General features: G+C 64.4%; 25 protein-coding genes. 13 read left to right on the top strand and 12 right to left on the bottom strand.

All coding sequences use genetic code 11. From position 1 onward, the window contains the following. Positions 1-27: 27 nt before the first annotated feature. From GGD90_RS05705 to GGD90_RS05690, 4 genes are all read right to left on the bottom strand, one after another. Complete coding sequence (locus GGD90_RS05705) at positions 28-2,835, bottom strand: valine--tRNA ligase (RefSeq protein ID WP_153115293.1); 2,808 nt, start codon at positions 2,833-2,835, stop codon at positions 28-30. A gap of 146 nt (positions 2,836-2,981) precedes the next feature. After that, a complete protein-coding gene (locus GGD90_RS05700) occupies positions 2,982-3,440 on the bottom strand; it encodes a hypothetical protein (RefSeq protein WP_153115292.1) in 459 nt (152 codons plus the stop codon). Further along, positions 3,440-3,865 (bottom strand): DNA polymerase III subunit chi, encoded by a 426-nt coding sequence (locus GGD90_RS05695; RefSeq protein ID WP_153115291.1) that lies wholly within the window; start codon positions 3,863-3,865, stop codon positions 3,440-3,442. Before GGD90_RS05695 ends, GGD90_RS05700 begins: the two co-directional genes overlap by 1 nt. 11 nt (positions 3,866-3,876) lie before the next feature. Next, positions 3,877-5,373 (bottom strand): leucyl aminopeptidase, encoded by a 1,497-nt coding sequence (locus GGD90_RS05690; RefSeq protein WP_153115290.1) that lies wholly within the window; start codon positions 5,371-5,373, stop codon positions 3,877-3,879. A gap of 74 nt (positions 5,374-5,447) precedes the next feature. Between GGD90_RS05690 and lptF the strand changes: the two genes are divergently transcribed. Both lptF and lptG read left to right on the top strand, forming a co-directional pair. After that, entirely contained in the window at positions 5,448-6,527 is a 1,080-nt protein-coding gene (gene lptF / locus GGD90_RS05685; RefSeq protein WP_153115289.1) for an LPS export ABC transporter permease LptF, read from the top strand. After that, on the top strand, positions 6,524-7,597 hold the full coding sequence (gene lptG / locus GGD90_RS05680; RefSeq protein ID WP_153115288.1) for an LPS export ABC transporter permease LptG: 1,074 nt from the start codon (positions 6,524-6,526) through the stop codon (positions 7,595-7,597). The genes lptF and lptG overlap by 4 nt, the downstream gene beginning before the upstream one ends. A gap of 87 nt (positions 7,598-7,684) precedes the next feature. Here the strand turns inward: lptG and GGD90_RS05675 are convergent, their stop codons facing one another. The 4 genes from GGD90_RS05675 to GGD90_RS05660 are packed head-to-tail and all read right to left on the bottom strand — an operon-like array spanning position 7,685 to position 9,658. Continuing rightward, positions 7,685-8,125 carry an RDD family protein gene (locus GGD90_RS05675; RefSeq protein ID WP_153115287.1) on the bottom strand — a complete coding sequence of 147 codons (441 nt, stop codon included), beginning with the start codon at positions 8,123-8,125 and terminating at the stop codon, positions 7,685-7,687. Continuing rightward, positions 8,125-8,646 (bottom strand): DUF3106 domain-containing protein, encoded by a 522-nt coding sequence (locus GGD90_RS05670; RefSeq protein ID WP_184414967.1) that lies wholly within the window; start codon positions 8,644-8,646, stop codon positions 8,125-8,127. The genes GGD90_RS05675 and GGD90_RS05670 overlap by 1 nt, the downstream gene beginning before the upstream one ends. A 47-nt stretch (positions 8,647-8,693) precedes the next feature. Continuing rightward, positions 8,694-9,071: a DUF3619 family protein gene (locus GGD90_RS05665; protein ID WP_184414965.1), complete on the bottom strand. Its 378-nt coding sequence runs from the start codon at positions 9,069-9,071 to the stop codon at positions 8,694-8,696. 5 nt (positions 9,072-9,076) lie between these two features. Then, positions 9,077-9,658, bottom strand: coding sequence for an RNA polymerase sigma factor (locus GGD90_RS05660; protein WP_228273631.1), 582 nt, complete (start codon positions 9,656-9,658; stop codon positions 9,077-9,079). Positions 9,659-9,776: 118 nt separating this feature from the next. Here GGD90_RS05660 and GGD90_RS05655 point away from each other — a divergent pair, with 118 nt between their 5' ends. The 6 genes from GGD90_RS05655 (at position 9,777) to GGD90_RS05630 (ending at position 16,440) form a co-directional block, all read left to right on the top strand. After that, a complete protein-coding gene (locus GGD90_RS05655; RefSeq protein ID WP_153115284.1) occupies positions 9,777-11,486 on the top strand; it encodes an acetolactate synthase 3 catalytic subunit in 1,710 nt (569 codons plus the stop codon). Positions 11,487-11,497: 11 nt separating this feature from the next. Further along, on the top strand, positions 11,498-11,989 hold the full coding sequence (ilvN, locus tag GGD90_RS05650; RefSeq protein WP_153115283.1) for an acetolactate synthase small subunit: 492 nt from the start codon (positions 11,498-11,500) through the stop codon (positions 11,987-11,989). 109 nt (positions 11,990-12,098) lie between these two features. Further along, a complete protein-coding gene (gene ilvC / locus GGD90_RS05645) occupies positions 12,099-13,115 on the top strand; it encodes a ketol-acid reductoisomerase (protein WP_153115282.1) in 1,017 nt (338 codons plus the stop codon). Between the two features lie 183 nt (positions 13,116-13,298). After that, entirely contained in the window at positions 13,299-13,940 is a 642-nt protein-coding gene (locus GGD90_RS05640; RefSeq protein ID WP_153115281.1) for a phosphatidylserine decarboxylase, read from the top strand. A gap of 3 nt (positions 13,941-13,943) precedes the next feature. Next, complete coding sequence (pssA, locus tag GGD90_RS05635; protein ID WP_153115280.1) at positions 13,944-14,705, top strand: CDP-diacylglycerol--serine O-phosphatidyltransferase; 762 nt, start codon at positions 13,944-13,946, stop codon at positions 14,703-14,705. A gap of 193 nt (positions 14,706-14,898) precedes the next feature. Next, a complete protein-coding gene (locus GGD90_RS05630) occupies positions 14,899-16,440 on the top strand; it encodes a 2-isopropylmalate synthase (RefSeq protein ID WP_153115279.1) in 1,542 nt (513 codons plus the stop codon). A 53-nt stretch (positions 16,441-16,493) separates the two neighbouring features. On the opposite strand, the gene GGD90_RS05625 is transcribed toward GGD90_RS05630, so the two are convergent. Both GGD90_RS05625 and wrbA read right to left on the bottom strand, forming a co-directional pair. Beyond that, on the bottom strand, positions 16,494-16,856 hold the full coding sequence (locus tag GGD90_RS05625; RefSeq protein WP_153115278.1) for a DUF2069 domain-containing protein: 363 nt from the start codon (positions 16,854-16,856) through the stop codon (positions 16,494-16,496). A 75-nt stretch (positions 16,857-16,931) separates the two neighbouring features. Beyond that, positions 16,932-17,531 (bottom strand): NAD(P)H:quinone oxidoreductase, encoded by a 600-nt coding sequence (wrbA, locus tag GGD90_RS05620; protein WP_153115277.1) that lies wholly within the window; start codon positions 17,529-17,531, stop codon positions 16,932-16,934. A 292-nt stretch (positions 17,532-17,823) separates the two neighbouring features. On the opposite strand from wrbA, the gene GGD90_RS05615 reads away from it, so the two are divergent. Next, positions 17,824-18,633 (top strand): YihY family inner membrane protein, encoded by an 810-nt coding sequence (locus GGD90_RS05615; protein ID WP_184414963.1) that lies wholly within the window; start codon positions 17,824-17,826, stop codon positions 18,631-18,633. Here GGD90_RS05615 and GGD90_RS05610 read toward each other — a convergent pair. After that, positions 18,612-20,150 carry a hypothetical protein gene (locus tag GGD90_RS05610; RefSeq protein WP_153115275.1) on the bottom strand — a complete coding sequence of 513 codons (1,539 nt, stop codon included), beginning with the start codon at positions 20,148-20,150 and terminating at the stop codon, positions 18,612-18,614. The two genes, GGD90_RS05615 and GGD90_RS05610, sit on opposite strands and share 22 nt — an antisense overlap. Before the next feature lie 160 nt (positions 20,151-20,310). Between GGD90_RS05610 and rpsP the strand changes: the two genes are divergently transcribed. The 4 genes from rpsP to rplS all read left to right on the top strand — a co-directional run bounded on the left by rpsP (position 20,311) and on the right by rplS (position 22,486). Next, positions 20,311-20,565: a 30S ribosomal protein S16 gene (gene rpsP, locus GGD90_RS05605; RefSeq protein ID WP_153115274.1), complete on the top strand. Its 255-nt coding sequence runs from the start codon at positions 20,311-20,313 to the stop codon at positions 20,563-20,565. A gap of 62 nt (positions 20,566-20,627) precedes the next feature. Beyond that, positions 20,628-21,176: a ribosome maturation factor RimM gene (gene rimM, locus GGD90_RS05600; RefSeq protein ID WP_153115273.1), complete on the top strand. Its 549-nt coding sequence runs from the start codon at positions 20,628-20,630 to the stop codon at positions 21,174-21,176. Continuing rightward, a complete protein-coding gene (gene trmD, locus GGD90_RS05595; protein ID WP_153115272.1) occupies positions 21,143-21,976 on the top strand; it encodes a tRNA (guanosine(37)-N1)-methyltransferase TrmD in 834 nt (277 codons plus the stop codon). The genes rimM and trmD overlap by 34 nt, the downstream gene beginning before the upstream one ends. Positions 21,977-22,120: 144 nt before the next feature. Beyond that, positions 22,121-22,486 carry a 50S ribosomal protein L19 gene (gene rplS, locus GGD90_RS05590; protein ID WP_153115271.1) on the top strand — a complete coding sequence of 122 codons (366 nt, stop codon included), beginning with the start codon at positions 22,121-22,123 and terminating at the stop codon, positions 22,484-22,486. 121 nt (positions 22,487-22,607) lie between these two features. On the opposite strand, the gene folE2 is transcribed toward rplS, so the two are convergent. After that, the gene (folE2, locus tag GGD90_RS05585) at positions 22,608-23,417 is read right to left on the bottom strand and encodes a GTP cyclohydrolase FolE2 (RefSeq protein ID WP_153115270.1); all 810 of its coding nucleotides are present in this window, start codon (positions 23,415-23,417) and stop codon (positions 22,608-22,610) included.

Here is a 23,417-nt window from a genome sequence, read left to right as displayed (position 1 = left end):
AACTGCTCGCGCGGAATTGCTCGTCCTTTACCCAGCCAGCTTGGCCAGTTGTGGCCGCAGCTTGTCGAGCGTCGCCGAAAAGTCGGCGAGCCGTTGGCGTTCCTGATCGACGACCTTGGCTGGCGCGCGCGAGATGAAGCGTTCGTCGGCGAGCTTGTTGCCGGCCTTGACGATCTCGCCTTCGAGGCGGCTGATTTCCTTTTGCAGGCGTTCGCGCTCGGCGGCGACGTCGATTTCCACCTTGAGCATCAGCCGCGTTTCGCCGGCAACGGCGACGGGGGCGGCCGCGTCTTCCGGCAGCGTGTCGACGATGCTGATTTCGGAGAGCTTGCCGAGCGCCTGCATCCACGGCGCGAAAGCGGCGAGGCGCGCCGCGTTGCCGCTGGCGATCAACGGTGTCTTCTGCGCCGGCGAGATGTTCATTTCGCCACGCAGATTGCGGCAGGCGTAGACCAGCGCCTTCAGTTCGGCGATGTCGGCTTCCGCAGCGGCATCGATCCGCCCGACGTCGGCGCGCGGGAAGGGCGCGAGCATCACCGAGGCGTTTTCGGCAAGCGGCTTGCCGGCGGCGATCGGCGCCACCGTCTGCCACAGTTCTTCGGTAATGAACGGGATCAGCGGATGCGCCAGACGCAGCGTCGCTTCGAGAATGCCGATCAGCGTACGGCGGGCGCCACGGGCGGCGGCCTCGTCGCCGCTCTGGATCGACACCTTGGCCAGTTCGACGTACCAGTCGCAGAACTCGTCCCAGACGAATTCGTAGATTTCGCGGGCGAGCAGGTCGAAACGGTAGTCGGCGTAATGGCGTTCGACGGCAGCGGCACAGCGTTGCAGGCGGCTCTCGATCCAGCGGTCGGCGGCGCTCAGCGTGAACGGCGCGTCAGTGGTGAAGCCGAGGTCCTGTCCTTCGCAGTGCATCAGCGCGAAGCGCGTCGCGTTCCACAGCTTGTTGCAGAAGTTGCGGTAACCCTCGCAGCGCGCCAGGTCGAACTTGATGTCGCGGCCGGGGCTGGCGAGCGAGAGGAAGGTGAAGCGCAGCGCGTCGACGCCGAAGGCCGGGATGCCCTGCGGGAATTCCTTGCGTGTGCGCTGCTCGATCTGCGCCGCCTGCTTCGGGTTCATCAGGCCGGTGGTGCGCTTCTTCACCAGATCCTCGACACCGATGCCGTCGATCAGGTCGATCGGGTCGAGCACGTTACCCTTCGACTTGCTCATCTTCTGGCCTTCGGCGTCGCGGATCAGGCCGTGCACGTAGACGTCGCGGAAGGGGATTTTGCCGGTGATGTGCTTGGTCATCATGACCATGCGCGCCACCCAGAAGAAGATGATGTCGAAGCCGGTGACCAGTACCGACGACGGCAGGTAGAGGTCGAGCGCCGGGTTCGACTTTTCCGGCCACTCCGGCGTCCAGTCGAGCGTCGAGAACGGCCACAGTGCCGACGAATACCAGGTGTCGAGCACGTCCGGGTCGCGCGTCAGCGCGCCGGTGTAGCCGGCCTTGGCAGCGAGCGCCTGCGCCTCGGGGGCGTCGTGCGCGACGAAGACCGAACCGTCCTCGCCGTGCCAGGCCGGAATCTGGTGGCCCCACCACAGCTGGCGCGAGATGCACCAGTCCTGGATGTTGTTCAGCCACTGGTTGTAGGTATTTACCCAGTTTTCCGGGACGAAGCGGATCTCGCCCGAGGCGACGACGTCGAGCGCCTTCTCGGTGATTGACTTGCCATCAGCGCCCGGTTTGCTCATGGCGACGAACCACTGGTCGGTGAGCATCGGCTCGATGACGACGCCGGTACGGTCGCCGCGCGGCACCTTGAGCTTGTGCTTGTCGGTCTTCTCGAGCACGCCGATCGCCTCGAGGTCGGCGACCACCGCGCGGCGCGCGTCGAAGCGGTCGAGGCCGCGATACTTCTCGGGCGCGTTGTCGTTGATCCTGGCGTCGAGCGTCAGGATGCAGATCGTCGGCAACTGGTGGCGCAGTCCGACCGCGTAGTCGTTGAAGTCGTGCGCCGGTGTCACCTTGACGCAGCCGGTGCCGAATTCCATGTCGACGTAGGCGTCGGCGATGATCGGGATTTCGCGCCCGGTGAGCGGCAGCTTCACCGTCTTGCCGATCAGCGCACGGTAGCGCGGGTCTTCCGGATGCACCATCACCGCGGTGTCGCCGAGCATCGTCTCCGGGCGCGTCGTCGCCACCGTCAGCGAGCCGCTGCCGTCGGCGAGCGGGTAACGGATGTGCCAGAGGAAGCCGTCTTCCTCCTCGCTCACCACTTCCAGGTCAGAGACAGCGGTGTGCAGCACCGGATCCCAGTTCACCAGCCGCTTGCCGCGGTAGATCAGACCCTCGTTGTAGAGGCGGACGAAGGTCTCGGTGACGATTTTCGACAGGCCGGCGTCCATCGTGAAACGCTCGCGCGACCAGTCGGGCGAGGTGCCGAGCCGGCGCATCTGCCGCGTGATGGCGCCGCCCGAGTATTCCTTCCACTCCCAGACTTTCTCGACGAACTTGTCGCGGCCGAGGTCGTGGCGCGAAACGCCCTGCGCGTCAAGCTGGCGTTCGACGACGATCTGCGTGGCGATGCCGGCGTGGTCGGTTCCCGGCTGCCACAGCGTGTTGTCGCCGCGCATGCGGTGGTAGCGCGTCAGCGCGTCCATGATCGCCTGGTTGAAACCGTGGCCCATGTGCAGCGTGCCGGTGACGTTCGGCGGCGGCAGCAGGATGCAGAAGGCGTCGGTCTTGGTGGTGTCGAGGCCGGCCTGGAAGTGGCCGGCGGCTTCCCAGGCGGGATACCAACGGCGTTCGATGTCGGCGGGTTCGAAACTTTTGGCGAGAGGCATGGTGGCGGCGGGGGATAGGTGACTGGACAATGGCCAGTGTCGGCCGCGCCTGAGGCGGCAGCGGGCAGCAGGCGAAAGACGCGGATTATACCGGATGGCGTATCGACGCCGCGGCGGGCTGGCGCGGCGCGGGGCCGCTGAGCCGATCAGTCGCGCGCCGGGGGCTCTTCGTGCGCCGGCAGTTGCTGCCGCCGGGCGAGAAAATCCTTGAGTGCGTTTTCGGCAATGGCGCGCAGGTCGCGGCGCAGATCGCCCTCGATGCGCGCGAAACTGGCGTCGATCAGCGCCGGCAGCTCTGCTTCCAGCCGTTCGCCGACGGCCTGCGCCAGTTCGCTGGCGAGGCGGTGCGCCAGCGCTTCTTCGATCGCCGCTGCCGGCATGGCCGCAGGCGTGGCTTCCGGTGGGATGACTTCGGTGAGGACCGGCAGATCGTCCTCGTTGCCGGCCGGCGCGGGCTCTACGGCGGGGCTTGGCGGCGCCAGCGGCTCGGCAGGATTCGCCGGCGGGGCAACGACGGGGCGCGGCGTGGCGATGAAGCTGCGCCGTTTCTGCATCAAGGAGTCGGCGCGAAGCACCAGCGCGCCGGTTGCGCGGTCGATGTCCATCAGCCGCGTCCGGCGAGGTCGATGAAAGACACGGCGAAGCCGCGTTCGCGATAGCGGCGAACACGTTCGCGGCCGGCATTGCGCGCTTCGGCGTCGTCGCCGACGACTTCGATGATCGACGCGAAGCGTTCGGCGCCTTCGGGTATTTCGTCGGCGAGACTGAACAGGCGCTCGCACTGTTGCGGCTGCTCCAGTTGCCGCGTGATCACCACCGGCGTTTCGGCGGCGAGCGGCGATTCGGCGCGCACATGCGCAACAAAGCTGCCGGGCGGATGCAGCCACAGCTGCCGGTCGATGGCGTCGGCGACGGCAGCTTCGGGTGCGAAGACGAGCAGCGCTTTCTTCTGCGCGAACGCCTTGCCGATGAGCACGGCCGCGGCGGCAATGCGGTCGCTGGCGTCGTGGTAGAAAAAGACCTGGGTCAAGGTGTTTGCGCTCAGGTGAGCAGTTCGGCGCGCTTGAGCAGATAGTGCGCAAGCAAGGGCACCGGCCGCCCGGTGGCGCCCTTGTCGGCGCCGCTCTTCCAGGCCGTGCCGGCGATGTCGAGGTGCGCCCACTCGTATTTCTTGGTGAAGCGCGAGAGGAAACAGGCGGCGGTAATCGCTCCGCCCCAGCGCCCGCCGATGTTGGCCATGTCGGCAAAGGGGCTCTTCAGCAGTTCCTGATAGTCGTCCCAGAGCGGCAATTGCCAGGCACGATCGTGCGCCTCGTCGGCGGCGCCGAGCAACTCGCGGGCAAGGCCGTCGTCGTTGGCGAAAAGGCCGCTGGCAACGTGGCCGAGTGCAACGACGCAGGCGCCGGTGAGCGTGGCCACGTCGATCACCGTTTCCGGCGACAGGCTTTCGGCGTAAGTCAGCGCGTCGCAGAGGATCAGGCGACCTTCGGCGTCGGTGTTGAGGATTTCGATCGTCTGTCCGGACATCGAGGTGACGATGTCGCCGGGCCGGCTGGCGTTGCCGCCGGGCATGTTTTCCGCCGTCGGGATGATCACGCTCAGATTCAGCGGCAGCTTCATTGCCGCGCATGCCTTGAGAACCCCGAGCACGGTGGCGGCGCCACACATGTCGTACTTCATCTCGTCCATCTCGGCGCCGGGCTTGAGCGAGATGCCGCCGCTGTCGAAAGTGATTCCCTTGCCGACCAGCACCAGCGGCGCTGCGCCCCCGCTGCTGCCACGGTAGTGCGCGACGATCAGTTTCGGCGCCTGCCGCGAGCCGCGGGCGACCGCCAGCAGCGCGTGCATGCCGAGCGCTTCCATGTCGGCGTTTTCGAGAATCTGGCAGTCGAATCCGTATTCCTGGGCGAGCGATTGCGCCGTTTCGGCGAGGTGCGTCGGCGTGCAGATGTTGCCCGGCAGATTGCCGAGGTTCTTGGTCAGAGCGACGCCGTCGGCGATGGCGATTCCCTGCGCCAGTGCCGCTTCCGCTGCCGCCAGTTCGTTGCGTCGCTCGACGGCGAAGGTGAGCTTGCGCAGTGGCCGGCGAACCTCGTCCTTCTTGCTCTTGAAACGGTCAAAACGATAGACGGCTTCGCGGGCGACGATGCTCGCCTGGCGGATCCGCCAGGCGACGCTGCGCTTCCTGACAGCGATTTCGGTGAGGAAAATGACGCCGTCGAAGGATCCGGTTTCGTTGAGCGTTTTTACCGCGCAACGGATCGCCTGGCAGTATTCCTTCTCGCGGAATTCCTTTTCCTTGCCCAGGCCAACTAGCAGGACGCGGTCGCACAGCGTGCCGGGAACCTTGTGCAGCAGCAGCGTCGAGCCGGCCTTGCCTTCCATGTCGCCGCCGCGGATGACGTCGGAAAGGTAGTTGCGGGCAGCGTTGTCAAGCAACTCGGCGGGCAACGAAAGCTTGCGTGGTTCGAAAACGCCGACGACGACACAGGCGCTGCGCTGCTTTTCCGGGCTGCCGCTTTTTATGCTAAATTCCACGCGCCGTCCCTCCGCCAGAGAAGTTGCTTGCAAAAGAACTGATTATCACAGTTGTATTTCATTAAAGTCAAAAGATGATCTTTCATCGCGCCGTGCGGCGCGAGCTGACGCACGCGGCGGCCGGCATCTTCGTCGCACTTTTCGCCATCATGGCGACGACCCAGTTGATCCGCCTGCTCACCGAGGCGGCAGCAGGCAAGGTAGCGCCCGAGGCAGTGATCGCTCTGCTCGGTTTTGCAGCGCTCAATTACCTGCCTGTCCTGCTCTCGCTGGCCATGTTTATCGCCATATTGCTGACACTTTCGCGCAGCTATCGCGATTCGGAGATGGTCGTCTGGTTTTCTTCAGGTTTGCCGCTGACCGCCTGGGTGCGCCCGGTGCTCGCCTTTGCCGCACCGCTGGTGCTTGCGGTCGCGGTCCTGTCATTTTTCCTGTCGCCCTGGGCTTTGTCACAAAGTGCAGAGTTCCGGCAGAAACTCAGCACGCGCAGCGATGCCGGTCAGGTCTCGCCGGGCGCCTTTCAGGAGGCGAGCAGTGCCAATCGCGTCGTTTTTGTCGAGGCCGTGGCCGAGGACTCCAGCGCGGTGCGCAATGTCTTTGTCAGCTCGGTGCAGAACGAGCGCCTCGGCGTGACGATGGCGGCGACTGGTCATCAGGAAAGCGCAGCCAATGGCGACCGTTTCATGGTGCTCGAGGATGGCAGGCGTTACGAGGTCGAGCCGGGTATTCCCTCTTTTCGCGTGCTTGAGTTCGACCGCTACGCGGTGCGGATCGAGACAAAAGAAGCGCAAGGCATCGAGCGCACGCCGCGCAACATGTCCACCCGCGACCTGCTCCGGGACGAAAAGGCGGTTAACCAGGCCGAGCTTCTCTGGCGCATCGGCATTCCGCTGTCGACGGTGGTGCTCGCCCTGCTGGCAATTCCGCTGTCTTTCGTCAATCCGCGCGCCGGTCGCTCGGCCAACATGCTCGTCGCACTGTTCACCTACATGATCTACAGCAATCTCTTGTCGATCGGCCAGGCCTGGGTGGCGCAAGGCAAGGTATCTTTTGTCGTCGGCATGTTCGGCGTGCACGTCCTGATGATTGCCCTGCTGCCGCTGCTCTTTTACCGGCGTATCGCCGTCACCTCTTTCCTGCAGCTGCGCCGATGAAGATCTACCAGCGCTACCTGCTGCGCGAAACGATGGCGTCGGTGCTGCTCGTTCTCGTCGCTTTTCTCGCCTTGTTCGGCTTTTTCGACATGATTGCCGAACTCAAGGACGTCGGCCGCAATGGCTACCAGCTGCAGCATGCACTCGCATACGTTCTGCTGCGTCTGCCGGGACGTGTTTATGAGTTGATGCCCGTCGCGGTGTTGATCGGCACGCTCTATGCACTGACCACGCTGGCGCGGCATTCGGAAATCACCGTGTTGCGCGTCTCGGGGCTGTCGACGCGCGGACTGCTCGGCAGTCTGTTCATCGTTGCCGGGCTGGCGGCGGTGACGACCTTCCTCATCGGCGAGTTCGTCGCGCCGCCGGCCGAACGTGCGGCCAACCAGCAGCGGCTGAAGGCTTCCGGCGGCATCGTCGCGCAGGAATTCCGCACCGGCTTGTGGGTCAAGGACGAGCGCACATTCGTTAACGTGCGTACGGTGCTGCCCGATGCCGGCTTGCGCGGCGTGCGTATCTACGAGTTCGACGAACAGGCCAGGTTGCGCTCGGTGAGCGAGGCGGAAGCGGGCGAGTACAAGGCCCCGGCCGGCTGGCAACTGACGGGCGTCGTCCAGACGATCCTAGACGGCGATCGGGCGCGTGTCGAGAAGAAGCCCCAGATGCTCTGGAGTTCGGCGCTGAGCCCGGACATTCTTTCGGTGTTGCTGGTCGTTCCCGAGCGGATGTCGTTCGCGCATCTCACCGCTTACATCCACCATCTCGCGGAAAACCACCAGAAGACACAGCGCTACGAAATCGCGCTATGGAAGAAGATCATCTATCCGCTGGCGGCCTTCGTCATGGTTGCGCTGGCCTTGCCTTTCGGCTATGGGCATGACCGCGTCGGCGGCGTCAGTCTGAAGATATTCGCCGGGGTCATGATCGGCATCTTCTTCCACATGCTCAACGGGTTGTTCTCGAGCCTCGGCGTCATCAACAACTGGCCGCCCTTGTCGAGTGCCATCGCGCCGTCTGCGCTGTTCCTGCTTGCGGCGATGGCGATGCTTGCCTGGAGCGAGCGGCGCTAAGGCTGGCAGCGCAAATCGTACTGCCGGTGCAGTGTTGCGGGGTGCCGGCATTCGCCGATGGCACTGGCGCGCCATCGGCCAACCCGTTCACTTTTTCGCGGCGGGCGGCAGCAGCGTGATACGGGTGCCAGACAGTCGGTCGTGCAGGAACTGGCGGTCGCGGTCGAACAAGGCCCAGAAAATGCCGATGCCGCCAAGCAGCAGGCTCGGGTAACTGAGGCAGTAGCGCAGCAGCGCCTGCCCCGGACGCACCGGACCGCCGCTGACGTCGTTCAGTTGCAGGCGCCAGGTTTTCATCGCCAGCGTCTGCCCGCCGTGCGTCCAGAACCAGCCAAAGTAAAGCAGCAGCGAAAGAAAGAAGTGCGCCTGCAGCACCGGCGGCGTTGCCAGTCGATGGGTGAACGCGCCGATGAGCACGTGCGGCAGCAGCATCAGGATCAGCAGCGCCGCGGCGAGCAGGATCGTCTCGTAGGCCATGCCGGCCAGCCGCCGGGAGATTGCCGGCGGTACATTTGCGTGATTGCTCATTAGGGGTGTGGCGCCTGCTCGGGCGCAATTATGGCGGGACTGCTGGTTTCGCCCGCACTGACGGCGGCTGCATCGGCAGGTTTTGACGTCTTCGGCGGGATGGCGGGGAGCGTTCCCGCCGGCGCAGCGTGGCGGCTCTTGGCAGCGGCGACGCTTGCCGCCTGTTCCTGCAGCTTGCGTTTCTCTTCCTCGGGAAGGTTTACGTAAACCTCCCATTTTTCCTTCAGTTCCTGCTTCTTTTCCGGCGGCAGTTGCGTCACGGTCTGGTATCTCTCACGCGCCGCCTGCCTTTGCTGCGGCGTCAGCTTGGCCCACTCGTACATCTGCGCCTGGACCCGTTTCTGATCCGCCGGAGACATCGTCGCAAAGCGCTGGGCGATCCCCAGCCATTTTTTGCGCCGGTAGTTCTCCATCTGGTTCCAGTCGCTGGCCAGCGGGACCAGGATGCTTTGCTGCTGGAAGCTGAGTTCGTTCCATTTCGGCTGCGCTGGCGTGGCGACGACCGCCGCCGGCGTCACCACCGCTGCAGGTCCCGCCCAACTACAGACGCAAATAAAACAGCTCAGCGCTATTCCGCCGAGGAGTTTTTTAACCATGCGTCGAAGCCTTTGTCGGTGAGTGCGCCAACCGGAAGCTCATCAGCGAGGAGCGCGCTGTCGATTTCTTCCATTTCGGTGAGGCTTTGGTCGGCGTGCCAGTACGCGGCAAAGCCGATGCCCAGTGCCAAGGCCAAGGCCGCCAGCAGTTGCTCGACATGCAGGCGCTCGAAGTGCGAGTGCAGGAAATTGCCGACCGATGCCAGTGCCGACTGACGCACCGCGACCCGCTGCTGCGCCAACGCGCGTTCGCGTGCTGCGCGCAGACGTTCGCTGGTGGCGGAAGGCATCTCGTGCAGTCCACGGTTCAACTGCAGCCTGACCTGCCGGGCAAACTGCAGTTCCTGCATTTCGTTCATAAAGTCACTCCTTTTGCTGCGAGCGCGGCGGCCAGCGTATGTGTGGCGCGCGAACAGTGCGTCTTGACGCTGCCTTCCGAGCAGCCCATCGCCTGGGCGGTCTCGGCAACATCCATATCTTCCCAGTAACGCATCAGGAAGGCTTCGCGTTGACGTGGCGGCAGCGCCTTTACTTCTTTTTCGATCAATTCGAGTACCTGTGCCTGCTCGAACTGCGCGTGTGGCGTGCTTACCGACTCGTTGTCGTTTTCCGACAGCAGACTCTCCAGCGGGTCGTGGTCTTCGTCGTCGCTCGGTGACAGTGCCGAAAACAGCGTCGTCCATGTCGAGCGAACTTTGCTGCGCCGGTAGAAGTCGCGGATCGTATTCTGCAGGATGCGCTGAAAAAGCATCGGCAGTTCTTCGCCCGGACGGTCGCCATACTTTTCGGCCAGTTTCATCATCGAGTCCTGCACGATGTCGAGCGCAGAATCTTCGTTGTGAACGGCAAACATCGCCTGTTTGAAGGCGCGGCGTTCAACAGCAGCAAGAAAGTCGGACAGTTCGCGTTGGCTGGCCAGAAGGGGAATCCTTTGCAAAACCGGTAAGCATGGCCTGCTTGCCGTCGTGCGCCGGGGGCGCAAGCCTTGACCAATCGGGGCTCAGGCATTAACGTAACCGGCTTTTTCGAGCACTCAGCTTGGTAAGGCGACGGCGATGATGATGACCGGTGCGGAGATTGTAATCAGGTGCCTCCAGGAAGAAAAGGTCGAGTATGTTTTCGGCTATCCCGGTGGTTCCGTCCTCCATATATACGATGAGCTGTTCAAGCAGGACAAGGTCAAGCACATTCTTGTCCGCCATGAGCAGGCTGCCGTGCATGCGGCCGATGGCCTGGCGCGCTCGTCGCACAAGGTCGGCGTCGCCATGGTTACCTCCGGTCCGGGCGCGACCAATGCCGTTACCGGCATTGCCACCGCCTACATGGATTCGATCCCGCTGGTGATCATCACCGGACAGGTGCCGACGGCCTACATCGGTCAGGACGCCTTCCAGGAGTGTGACACCGTCGGCATCACGCGGCCCTGCGTCAAGCACAACTTCCTGGTCAAGGACGTGCGCGATCTGGCGGTGACGATGAAGAAGGCTTTCCACATCGCCAGCACCGGCCGTCCGGGCCCGGTGGTCGTCGATATCCCGAAGGACATCACCGCGGCGAAGTGCGAGTTCGACTACCCGAAGACGATCCAGATGCGTTCGTACAACACGGTGGTCAAGGGGCACCTCGGCCAGATCCGCAAGGCCGTGCAGCTGCTGCTCGACGCCAAGCGGCCGATGATCTACACCGGTGGCGGCGTCATCCTGTCGAACGCCGCCGATCCGCTGACACGTCTGGTGCGTCGTCTGGGATTCCCCGTCTGCAACACGCTGATGGGTCTCGGCGCCTACCCGGCCGGCGACCGCCAGTTCCTTGGCATGCCCGGCATGCATGGCACTGTCGAAGCCAATATGGCGATGCAGAATAGCGACGTGCTGCTGGCCATCGGCGCGCGCTTCGACGACCGCGTCATCGGCAATCCCGAGCACTTCTCGGACGTGCCGCGCAAGATCATTCACATCGACATCGACCCCTCGTCGATTTCCAAGCGCGTCAAGGTCGACGTGCCGATCGTTGGCAGCGTTCCCGACGTGCTCGAAGAGATGTTGCGTCTGCTCGACGCCGACAAGGCCAAGCCCGACGCGACGGCGCTCGCCGACTGGTGGGCGACGATCGGGGGCTGGCGCGGCAAGAACTGCATGCGCTACGAAGCGAAGAGCGACGTGATCATGCCGCAGTACGTGATCGAAAAGCTGCACGAGATCACCGGCGGCGAAGCGATCATCACCTCCGATGTCGGCCAGCACCAGATGTGGGCGGCGCAGTACTACAAGTTCGAAAAGCCGCGGCGCTGGCTCAACTCGGGCGGTCTCGGCACCATGGGCGTCGGTCTGCCTTACGCCATCGGCGCCGCCTTTGCCAATCCCGACCGCCCCGTCGCCTGTGTGACCGGCGAAGGTTCGATCCAGATGTGCATCCAGGAGCTGTCGACGGCCAAGCAGTTCCGCCTGCCGATCAAGATCATCTCGCTCAACAACCGCTACCTGGGCATGGTGCGGCAGTGGCAGGAGATGTTCTACGGCAGCCGCTATTCCGAGTCGTACATGGATTCGCTGCCCGACTTCGTCAAGCTCGCCGAAGCTTACGGCCACGTCGGCATTCGCGTCGACCGGCCGGAAGACGTCGAACCGGCGCTCAGGAAGGCGTTCATCGAGCACAAGAACGAACTCGTCTTCATCGATTTCCGCACCGATCCGAAAGCCAATGTCTTCCCGATGGTGGCAGCGGGCAAGGGCTTGTCGGAAATGATTCTGGCTGAAGATCTGTGAGGGGCGACGACATGCGACACATCATTTCCATCCTGCTCGAAAACGAAGCCGGTGCGCTGTCGCGCGTCGCCGGGCTGTTCTCGGCGCGCGGCTACAACATCGAGTCGCTGACCGTGGCGCCGACCGAAGACCCCTCGCTGTCGCGGATGACCATCGTCACTTCCGGCTCCGAGGAAGTACTCGAGCAGATCACCAAACAGCTGAACAAGCTGATCGACGTCATCAAGGTCGTCGACCTGTCGGAAGCCGCGCACATCGAGCGCGAGCTGATGCTGATCAAGGTCCGTGCCGCCGGCAAGGACCGCGAGGAGATGAAGCGCATGGCGGAGATCTTCCGCGGGCGCATCATCGACGTCACCGAATCGACCTATGTGGTCGAACTCACCGGTCCCGGGGCCAAGCTCGACGCTTTCATCCAGGCGCTCGACGGCAGCCTGATCCTCGAAACCGTACGTACCGGCGTCAGCGGCATCGGCCGCGGCGACCGTATCCTCAAAGTGTGAGGTGGCGGCCGCACCGACGCTCCGGAGTCGGTCGCTGCGCTGGTTTTCCCGCACTTGAGCTCATTTCGCCCGTTTCAACTATCGCGCTCACGCACCTGAAAGGAATCGCATGAAAGTTTATTACGACAAGGACGCCGATCTCTCGCTGATCAAGGGCAAGAAGGTCACCATCGTCGGTTACGGCTCGCAAGGCCACGCCCACGCGCAGAACCTCAACGATTCCGGCGTCAAGGTCACCATCGGCCTGCGCAAGGGCGGCGCTTCCTGGGCGAAGGCCGAAGCGGCCGGCCTCAAGGTCAAGGAAGTCGGCAAGGCTGTTGAAGGTGCCGACGTCGTCATGATCCTGCTGCCGGACGAGAACATTCCTGCCGTCTATTACAACGACGTCGAGCCGAACATCAAGAAGGGCGCCGCGCTGGCCTTCGCGCACGGCTTCAACGTGCACTACAACCAGGTCGTGCCGCGTGCCGACCTCGACGTGATCATGGTCGCGCCGAAGGGCCCGGGCCACACCGTGCGCTCCGAATACCTGAAGGGTGGCGGCGTTCCCTCGCTGATCGCCGTGCATCAGGACGTCTCCGGCAAGGCCAAGGATGTTGCGCTGTCCTACGCGGCGGCCAACGGCGGCACCAAGGGGGGCGTCATCGAGACCAACTTCCGTGAAGAGACCGAGACCGACCTCTTCGGCGAACAGGCCGTGCTCTGCGGCGGCGCCGTCGAACTCGTCAAGATGGGCTTCGAAACCTTGACTGAGGCCGGTTACGCGCCGGAAATGGCGTACTTCGAGTGTCTGCACGAACTGAAGCTGATCGTCGACCTGATGTACGAGGGCGGCATCGCCAACATGAACTACTCGATCTCGAACAACGCCGAATACGGCGAGTACGTGACCGGCCCCGAAGTGATCAACGAGGAGTCGCGCTACGCCATGCGCAATGCCCTGAAGCGCATCCAGAGCGGCGAGTACGCCAAGCAGTTCATCCTCGAAGGCAAGACCAACTACCCGTCGATGACCGCGCGCCGCCGTCTCAATGCCGAGCATCCGATCGAAGTGGTCGGCGGCAAGCTGCGTGAAATGATGCCGTGGATCCGCAAGAACAAGCTGGTCGACCAGTCGAAGAACTAAGTTTTACGTATTGAGAGCGGGCGCGGCCGACCGGTCGCGCCCGTTTTCGCTATAGTTGCTGCAGTTTTTGCCCGTGTATTCGTCGCTTCGCAGCATCGGCCGCACGCTGGCTTGTCTCTCCCCGGCTTCCGTGCCGCCGCCCATCCGGCGCTTCGCCGCCACTGTCTGGACGATTTCCGCCCGATGAATTACCCGCACCCCATCATTGCCCGCGAAGGCTGGCCCTTCCTCGCCATCGCTATCGCCGTCGCCATTGGCGTCCATCTCGGCTTCGGCGCGATGCCGGCCTTTCCGTTCTGGATCATCGCCATCTTCGTCCTGCAGTTCTTCCGTGATCCGCAGCGCGTCATCTCGGGCGACGCCAAGAGCGTCGTCGCGCCGGCCGATGGCCGCATTGTCGTTGTCGAGGAAGTGCGCGATCCCTATCTCGATCGTCAGGCGATCAAGGTCAGCGTGTTCATGAACGTTTTCAACGTGCATTCGCAACGCAGTCCGGTCGATGGCGAGGTGAAGCAGCGCTGGTACAACCCCGGCAAGTTCGTCAATGCCGCGCTCGACAAGGCATCGACCGAGAACGAGCGCAATGCCTTGTGGCTGCGCACCAAAGACGGCCAGGATGTGACCTCGGTGCAGGTCGCCGGCCTCGTCGCCCGCCGCATCCTCTGCTACGTCGATGCCGGCAAGCAACTGGTGCGCGGCGAGCGCTACGGTTTCATCCGCTTCGGTTCGCGGCTTGATGTCTATCTGCCGCTTGACGCCCGCGTCAAGGTGACGATTGGCGAAAAGGTGTATGCTTCGACCACCGTTTTGGCCGAACTTGCCTGAAACATGCCGGAAATAAAGCCCCGCAAGACCCTGTTCAATCCCGAGTTGCGTCGGCGCGGGATTTACGTTCTCCCCAATCTGTTCACGACGGCCGCCTTGTTCTGCGGCTTCTTCGCCGTCGTCCAGGCGATGAAGGGCGCGTTCGAGCTGGCCGCGGTCGCCATCTTCGTCGCCATGGTGCTCGACGGCCTCGATGGTCGTGTCGCGCGACTGACGCGAACGCAGAGCGCCTTCGGCGCCGAGTACGATTCGCTCTCCGACATGGTCTCGTTCGGCGTCGCCCCGGCGCTGGTAGTCTATGTCTGGGCGCTCAAGGACATGGGCCGGCTCGGCTGGATCGCCGCTTTCATCTACTGCGTCGGCGCCGCGCTGCGTCTGGCGCGCTTCAACACCACGCTCGAAGTCGTCGACAAGCGCTACTTCCAGGGCTTGCCGAGCCCGGCGGCGGCGGCGCTGGTCGCCGGCTTTGTCTGGGTGGCGATCGACAACGGCATCGCTGCCTTCGACGTGCGCTGGATCGCCTGCGTGCTGGTGATCTTCGCCGGTATCACCATGGTGACCAATGTCCGTTTCTACAGCTTCAAGGACATCAACCTGCGCCGCAGCGTGCCCTTCATCTTCATCGTCGCCATGGCGCTGGGCTTCGCAGTGATTTCCTACGACACGCCGGCAGCGTTGTTCCTGCTCTTCGTCGTCTACGCGCTGTCCGGCTACGTACAGGCGGCGATTCGTCTGCTCAAGCGCAAGACGCCGAACCCCGGCTGAACTGACGCACGCCCGTCCCTTGTGCCGGGATGGTGCGCGCGGTGCTGGCGAGTCTAATGCCGGCGCTCCGGCAACAGGGTTTGTTTCGCCGCGGCGCTTCGCGCGCCGACCCTCTCCCTCTACAATCCTGTGCACTCCGCCCTGATTTCCGGATCCGGTGTCGGGCTTCCTTGACTATCTTCGGAGTCAGCTCATGAAACAGCGCCTCGTCATTTTCGACACCACCCTGCGCGACGGCGAACAAAGCCCCGGCGCGTCGATGACGCGCGAGGAAAAGCTGCGCGTCGCCCGCCAGCTCGAACGCATGCGCGTCGACGTGATCGAGGCCGGCTTCGCCGCCGCGTCGCCGGGCGACTTCGACGCCATCCACGCCATCGCCGAGACGATCAAGGAGTCGACCGTTTGTTCGCTGGCGCGCGCCAACGATAACGACATCCGCCGCGCCGGCGAGGCGATCCGCCCGGCGGCGTCGGGACGAATCCACACTTTCATCGCCACCAGCCCGATCCACATGGAGAAGAAGCTGCGCATGAGCCCCGACCAGGTCGTCGAGGCAGCGGTGCGGGCGGTCAAGCTGGCGCGCGAATACACCGACGACGTCGAGTTCTCGGCCGAGGACGCGGTGCGCTCCGACTTCGATTTCCTGGTGCGTATCTTCGACGCGGTGATCCAGGCCGGCGCGACGACGATCAACGTCCCCGATACCGTCGGCTATTCGATTCCCGAAGTCTGGGGCGAGCGCATGCGCACGCTGATCGAGCGCGTACCGGGCGCCGACAAGGTGGTCTGGTCGACGCACTGTCACAACGACCTCGGCATGGCCGTCGCCAATTCGCTGGCGGCGGTGCTCGCCGGCGCACGCCAGGTCGAATGCACGATCAACGGCCTCGGCGAGCGTGCCGGCAACGCCTCGCTCGAAGAAGTGGTGATGGCGGTGAGGACGCGCTCCGACCTGTTCCCGGTCGAGACGCGCATCGACACGACGCAGATCGTTCCGGCGTCGAAGCTCATCTCGCAGATCACCGGCTACCCGGTGCAGCCGAACAAGGCCATCGTCGGCGCCAACGCCTTCGCGCATGAGTCGGGAATCCACCAGGACGGCGTGCTCAAGCACCGCGAAACCTACGAAATCATGCGCGCGCAGGACGTCGGCTGGGCGCAGAACAAGCTGGTGCTCGGCAAGCACTCCGGGCGCAATGCCTTCAAGTCGCGGCTCGCCGAGCTGGGTATCGAGCTCGCCGGCGACGAGGCGGTGAACGCCGCTTTCGCGCGCTTCAAGGAACTCGCCGACAAGAAGCACGAGATATTCGACGAGGACTTGCAGGCGCTCGTCTCCGACGAGGCGGTGAGCGCCGGCGAGGAGCACTACAAGCTCGTTTACCTGCACGTCTGCTCGGAAACCGGCGAAACGCCGCAGGCGACGCTGACGCTGACGCTTGGCGGCAGCGAACAGAAGGCGCAGGCCACCGGTGGCGGCCCGGTCGACGCGTCGTTCCGCGCCATCGAGTCGATTGCCGGTTCGGGTGCCGAACTGCTGCTCTATTCGGTGAACGCGATCACCACCGGCACCGACGCGCAGGGTGAGGTCACCGTGCGGCTGGCCAAACAGGGGCGCATCGTCAACGGCGCTGGCGCCGATACCGACATCGTCATTGCCTCGGCGAAGGCCTACCTCAACGCGCTGAACAAGCTGCACTCGTCGCTCGAACGCGTCAATCCGCAGGGCGACGTGTAGGGCGTACGCGGGCTCGCTGCGGCATGGCGCCCGCCATGCCGCGTCGCCCGGTTTTATTGCGCTTGCTTGCCTGCCTGCGCCGACGGCCGCGTCCGGTAGGCGTAGGCCACGCTGGCAATGAAGAAGACAAACGAGAGGACGATTTCGGCGATGGCCAGCGCCTGCGACATTCCCTGTTCGGTGGTGGCGCGGACGATGCCTTCGGCAAAGTAGGCAAGGATCAGCATCGATACCCACTGGTAGGTGTAGCGGCGACCGTGCAGCACGCCACGCAGCGGCAGCAGCAGCGGCAGGCACTTCAGCGCCAGCCACGAGCCGCCGGGATGGATCGGCGCCAGGCGCAATTCCCAGGCGAGGCAGAGGAAGATCAGCGCAATCAGGCTGACGATCGAGGCATTCAGGGCGAGTCGGGTCATGGCTTCCGGGGCGGCTAAGGACGCGGGGAAAATGGTGGTGAAAGAGCGCTGGCGGGCAGCTCGCGCAAGGCGCCGTCAGCCGCCGCCAGCGAGGCGGCGCGCGATCGTGGCCAGCCGCTGTCCCTGGGCAAAGGCCAGCTGGCGTTCGTCGGCACTCAGTTCCGGGTCGCCGTCGCTGCCGGCGACGTGGCTCACGCCGTAAGGCGTGCCGCCGCTGCGCGTGGTCGACAGCGCCGGCTCGGTAAAAGGCAGTCCGACGATGAGCATGCCGTGGTGCAGCAGCGGCAACATCATCGACACCAGCGTCGTTTCCTGGCCGCCGTGCATGCTGCCCGACGCGGTAAACACGCAGGCCGGCTTGCCCACCAGCGAACCATTCACCCACTGCGTGATGGTGCCGTCCCAGAAATACTTCATCGGCGCCGCCATGGCGCCGAAACGCGTCGGACTGCCGAGCGCGAGTCCGCTGCATTCGTCAAGATCGGCGGGCTCGACATAAGGGGCGCCGCTTTCCGGCACCGCCGGCGCGCTGCTGGTGCAGACGCTGGCGACTTTCGGCACGGTACGCAGGCGCGCGCCGACACCGGACACCGATTCGATGCCGCGCGCGATCTGCTGCGCCAGCGCGCGCACCGAACCGCGCTGGCTGTAGTAAAGGACGAGGATTTCGCTCATCGGGCTATTATACGGGCGACGTCGGCAGCGTCTGCCGCCGACACCTTGCCGGCTTTGTCCACCTTTCGCCGCGGGCCGCCGCGGATGGCGGTTCTTTCCGGCTGCACCGGAAGCGCAGCCTTGTCGGCACCGATGAATCTCTCGCCATGGTTTTCCTCCTTCCGTTTCGCTTCGTGTTGACCGCGCGCCGCCATCCTTCATTCCCTCTCCTGCCGGCACCTTCGCTGTGCCGCTGGCCGGTATCGTGATCGCGCGCCCGGTTTCGCCGCTGCGGCGTTTGCTCCGGCGCCTCGTGCGCCGGTTCAGCGAGGAGAATCTCGACGAGGTCGCCGCCAGCCTGGCATTCACCACCTTGCTCTCGCTCGTGCCGCTGGTTGCGCTGATCGTCAGTCTGGCGACGCTGCTGCCGAGTTTTCCGGATTTTGCCGAGCAGATCGACCGCTATCTGGTGCATAAATTGCTGCCCGAAGGCTCTGCCGGGCTGATCGCCCGCTACGTGCTCGAGTTCTCGCACAAGGCCGCGCAGGTGACTGTCGCCGGCCTGCTCCTGCTGGTGGCATCAGCGTTTCTTTTGCTGCTCACCATCGAGCGTGCTTTCGGCCATGTCTGGCGGGCGCCGCGGCGGCGCTGGTGGCAGCGGCTGCGTCTGTACGCGGCACTGGTCGCACTCTGGCCGCTGGCGCTCGGTGGCGTCGCCGCAGCGATTTCCTACGCGGTGACGGTGTCGCTCGGTCTTGCCGACGAACCGCCCTGGTTACGTCGTCTGGCGTTCAAGGCGATGGGCGTGCTCGTGCCGGCGCTGTTTTTCGGAGGACTGTATTACACGCTGCCCAATGTCCGCGTGCGCGTGCGCGATGCGGCCTGGGGCGGCATCGCCGCCGCGCTCGCCTTTGCGCTGATGCAGAAGGCCTTCGAGCTGTACCTGCAGCACTTTCCTTTCTATCAGACGATCTACGGCGCGTTCGCGACGGTGCCGATCTTCCTGATCTGGCTCTACCTGTCGTGGGCGGTGGTGCTGATTGGTGCGCTGATCGCCGCGACCCTGCCCGAATTCGCGGCCGTTGAAGGCGGAGCCGATACTCAGACGCGCTCGTCGGCCTGAACGGCGAACAGCGCCAGACTCGGCGTCAGCTCCTCGGTGTGCGCGATGTGCAGCTCGCGCACGTCGACCCGTCCGCTATCGACGACGACGATCAGCTTTTCTTCGACCGCAGGTAGCGCCGCGGCGGCGATGAGCAGTTTCGTCCGTTCATGCAGCGGTGGCGCGGCCGGCAGCAGCAGCGCCGCCTGTGTCGTGCCGCTGGCGGGCAGCGCGAGCAGTGCCGGCAGCGCCAGCGGCGCGACGATCTGCAAGCCGAGTTCGAGGTGTTCGGGGTTTTCGGAGATGGCCCAGCGCACCATGGCAATCTGCCAGTGCCGGTCTTTCCCACTATCGTCTTCGCTGCAGCGGACGGCGACGACTTCGCCGACAGCCAGCGGGCCGCTGTCGCCACCGACATGCATCACTGCATAGCCGTCCGGACTTTCGTTGATGATCATCCAGTCTGACAGCGGTGCCGAATCCTGGCCACGCAGCGCCGCAATGACCGCCGTCAGTCCGGCACACAGTTGCGCGCGACTCGACTGCCGGCGCCGCAGGAAGCGTCGCTTGCGTGGCGCGCCCCAGCAGTTGAGCAGGTGGCGCAATGTGCCGCGCTGCTCGGGCGTGATTGCAGTTACCGGCAGTGAAGTGTCGATTGTCGCGTCGCCGGCTGCAGTCATGTGCCTTTCGACCAGAGTCGCGAGCGCTGCACAGGAGAAGAACAGCGCGCCGCTGTCCGGTGGCGGTGCGCGGCGCGCCAGCGGCGCCGGTGGCTGGTCACGCAGCGGGTCAATCCAGAAGGTCGCCGAGCCAGCCGGAGCCTGTGCCGACGGGGCGTCGACCTGTCCGGCGAAACGCTCGGCAAAAGCGGCAACGAAGCTGATTTCGCGCGCCGTCAGCGCCGCCGGATGGGCGCAGGCGACGAGCAGCGCAGCGTTGTAGACCTGACGCAGGCTGCGCGTCGCGGCGGCCGGAATGTGTTCGGCAAGACCGAGACGGACCGCTTGCACGTGGCGCTGATGCAGCGCCAGCCAGACGCCGCTGCTCGCCGGCGATGCCGTCAGGTAGCTGAGCAGCAGATGTCGGGCGAGCGCGTCGACGCTGCGCCACAGTGCGCCACCTGAGCGTATCGCTGCTGTCGCCGCTTCGCCGTCGTGCGCGGCATCGCCAAGCGCGCTTGCGGCCGGCAGGTCTGCCGCGAGTTGCCAGAGCAGTTCGTGCATGACGCGCAGGGTGCGCCCGGTGCTGCGCGGCAGCGGCAACTCGTGGTCGAGCAGGCTTGGCGTCAGTGCGTTGATCAGTGGCAACGCGCGATCAAAAAGCCGTTCGAGCAGTGCCGCGCGCTCGTCGTTCGTGGCGGCAATCTCGCGCAGGGCAAGGAGATGGCCGCGCAGGGCTTCAAGCTCATCGCGCGGCTGTGCCGGATGGCGGACATTCAGCCAGTCGGCAATTGCGCGCAGACAGGAAATTTCGTCAGTGGCGCCGCCCGTTGTGGCGGCGGCCGGGTCGCTGTCAGCTGCTAGGATCGGATCGTTCATCGCTATGGGCTTGGGCGCCGGCCGGTGTGAGCTGAACGATTATAACCATGGCGCGCCGGAACGTGTCCGGCAGTCCAGCTTTGCTGCCGGAATATCAGCTTGTTTTCTCGCGGTTTCTTGTTATAATCCTGCCCTTTTTCTGAATCCGGAAGAGAGTGTCATGGTAGTCATTCGACTGGCTCGCGGCGGCGCCAAGAAGCGCCCGTTCTATAACCTGGTGGTCGCGGATTCCCGTACCCGCCGCGATGGCCGTTTCATCGAGCGTATCGGCTTCTACAACCCCGTCGCCGCTGGCGCCGAGGAAAGCCTGCGCATCGCTGCTGACCGCCTGAACTACTGGCAGCAGCAGGGTGCCCAGCTGTCGCCGACGGTTGCTCGTCTGGTCAAGCAGGCTGGCGCCAAGGTCGCGGCCTGAGTTCTCCGCTGACCGCTGATTTGTCCGCCAGTCAGTCTTCGTCTCTGCCGGCGACCCCGGTCATGGCAGAGGCGGGGGGGGCTGCGGTGGAAAATGCGTCGGCGTTCGTCGTCCTCGGCAAAGTTGTCGATGCCTGGGGAATTGCCGGTGCGTTGAAGATTCATCCGTTCGCCGACGATCCTGTCGCGTGGGCAAAGTTGCCGGTCTGGTGGCTCGGCCGCGAGGAGCAGGTAACTGGCAACTGGCGCGAATGTCGTTTGCGCAGGGGTCGCGTGCACGGGGAAAGCGTGGTCGTCGAATTCGACGGTGTCGCTGACCGGAATGCTGCCGAGGCCTTGAAGGGAATGCTGGTCGGTGTGCCGCGTTCGGCGCTGCCACCGGCACGCGAGAATGAGTATTACTGGGCTGATCTGATCGGCCTGCAGGTGTTGAATACCCGCGATGAGCCGCTCGGGCGTGTGCTCGGGCTTATCGAAACCGGCGCCAACGATGTTCTGCGAGTTGGTGTCGAGGGCGAGCCGGAACGCTTGCTGCCCTTCGTTGCGGCGGTGGTGCTGTCGGTCGACATTGGTGCGGGATGCATCCGCGTCGATTGGGAAGCCGACTGGTGACGACAAGTCCGGCGTCGCCCGCAGGGGAGACGCGACCGTTGCTGCTGGTCGAAGCGGTCACGCTTTTCCCCGAGATGTTTGCCGCGGTGGCGCAGTACGGCGTGACGCGGCGGGCGCACGAGAAGGGGCTGTGGCAACTCGGTTTGTCGAATCCGCGCGATTTCACGCACGACGAGCGGCGCACGGTTGATGACCGTCCCTACGGCGGCGGTCCGGGAATGGTCATGCTGGCGGCTCCGCTGGAAGCGGCGATCGGCGCAGCAAAGCAGCGTCAGGCCGCTGCCGGTTCTGCAACCAGCCGGGTGATCTGTCTGTCGCCGCAGGGCGCGCCGCTGACACACCGGCGGGTCAGCGAGCTGGCGGCGGATGCGCAGGCGGGTGTCGGGCTGGTGTTGTTGTGCGGACGTTATGAAGGAATCGACGAACGCTTGCTGCAGCGTTGCGTTGATGAAGAAATATCGCTGGGCGATTTTGTTCTCTCCGGCGGCGAGATTCCGGCGATGGCGCTGATCGATGCCGTCGTCAGGCAATTGCCGGGGGTGCTGAACGACGCCGAATCAGCGGAACAGGATTCGTTTGTGGCGGGCCTGCTCGATTGCCCGCACTACACGCGGCCCGAGGAATACGCGGGGCTGCGGGTGCCGGACGTGCTGCTCTCCGGTCACCATGAAGAAATCCGGCGCTGGCGCCTGCAACAGGCGCTGGTGCGGACACGGCAGCGGCGTCCCGAGCTGATTGCGGGGCGGACGTTGTCGAAAGAGGAAGCGCAACTCCTGGCGCGGTTTCAGGAGGACTCGTAAGCGCTGCCGCTGGCGGCTGGCTACGGGCCGCAGTCGAAGTACGCAATGCAGTACGCAACTCCTGGCGATTTTCAGGAGAATTCGCAACTCCCGGCGCAAGCACTGGAGCAATGCGGTCAGACAAGCAAAAAAGGAGTATCAACAATGAATCTGATCCAGCAACTCGAGCAGGAAGAAATCGCCCGCCTGGGCAAGACGATCCCCGACTTCGCGCCGGGTGACACCGTCATCGTTCAGGTGAAGGTCAAGGAAGGCACGCGCGAGCGTCTGCAGGCCTATGAAGGCGTCGTCATTGCCAAGCGCAATGCCGGTCTCAACTCCAGCTTCATCGTGCGCAAGATTTCCTCGGGCGAGGGCGTCGAGCGGACGTTCCAGACCTATTCGCCGCTGCTGGCAGCGATCGAGGTCAAGCGTCGCGGCGACGTGCGTCGCGCCAAGCTGTACTACCTCCGCGAGCGTTCCGGCAAGTCGGCGCGCATCAAGGAAAAGCTGACCGCGCGCAAGGCCTGATCACCGGTCTTTGTCGCCGCGGCTGCGCGCCCGGCGGCAAGCGCAAGAAAAAGGGCAGCGTCTGCGGACGCTGCCCTTTTTGTTTGGATCGCGGCGCGGTGCGCGGTGAGCGGCCGAACGATCAGTCGGGCGTTTTCTCGATCAGCGCGTACGCCGAGTGGTTGTGGATCGACTCGAAATTCTCCGATTCGACCGTATAGCGGCGGATGCGCGGGTCGGCGTTGAGGCGTGCGGCGACATCGCGCACCATGTCCTCGACGAACTTCGGGTTGTCGTAGGCGCGTTCGGTGACGTATTTCTCGTCCGGGCGTTTCAGCAGGCCGAACAGCTCGCACGAGGCCTCGCTTTCGACGAGGTCGACGATTTCCTCGATCCACACGTGATCGTCGGCGCAGAGCGTGACGGTGACGTGCGAGCGCTGGTTGTGTGCGCCGCGCTCGGAAATCTTCTTCGAGCAAGGGCACAGGCTGGTTACCGGCACAACGACGCGCAAGGTTGCTTCGATCTCGCCGTCGCGGATGTCGCCGATCAGCGTCACGTCGTAGTCCATCAGACTCTGCACGCCGGAAACCGGCGCCGCCTTGTTGATGAAGAACGGGAAGTTCATCTCGATGTGACCGGTTTCGGCTTCCAGCCGGTCGACCATGTGGCGCAGCATCGCCGGGAAGCTCTCGACCGAGATTTCACGCTCCTCGGTGTTGAGTATCTCGACGAAGCGAGACATGTGCGTGCCCTTGAAGTTGTGCGGCAGGCCGACGTACATGTTGAAGACCGCGATGGTGTGCTGGATGCCGCCCGACTTGTCGAGCACCTTCACCGGGTGGCGGATCGCCTTGATGCCGACCTTGTTGATGGCGATCTGGCGCGTATCGGCCGAGCTTTGCACGTCGGCCATCGCCGCGCCTGGGCGCGGCGTGGGGGATTGGGGCAT

The organism is Rhodocyclus tenuis (assembly GCF_014197755.1).
Taxonomy (GTDB): Bacteria; Pseudomonadota; Gammaproteobacteria; order Burkholderiales; family Rhodocyclaceae; genus Rhodocyclus; species Rhodocyclus tenuis.
Note: the sequence above shows the minus strand (reverse complement) of the source record. Positions and strands in the feature narration are given on the sequence as shown.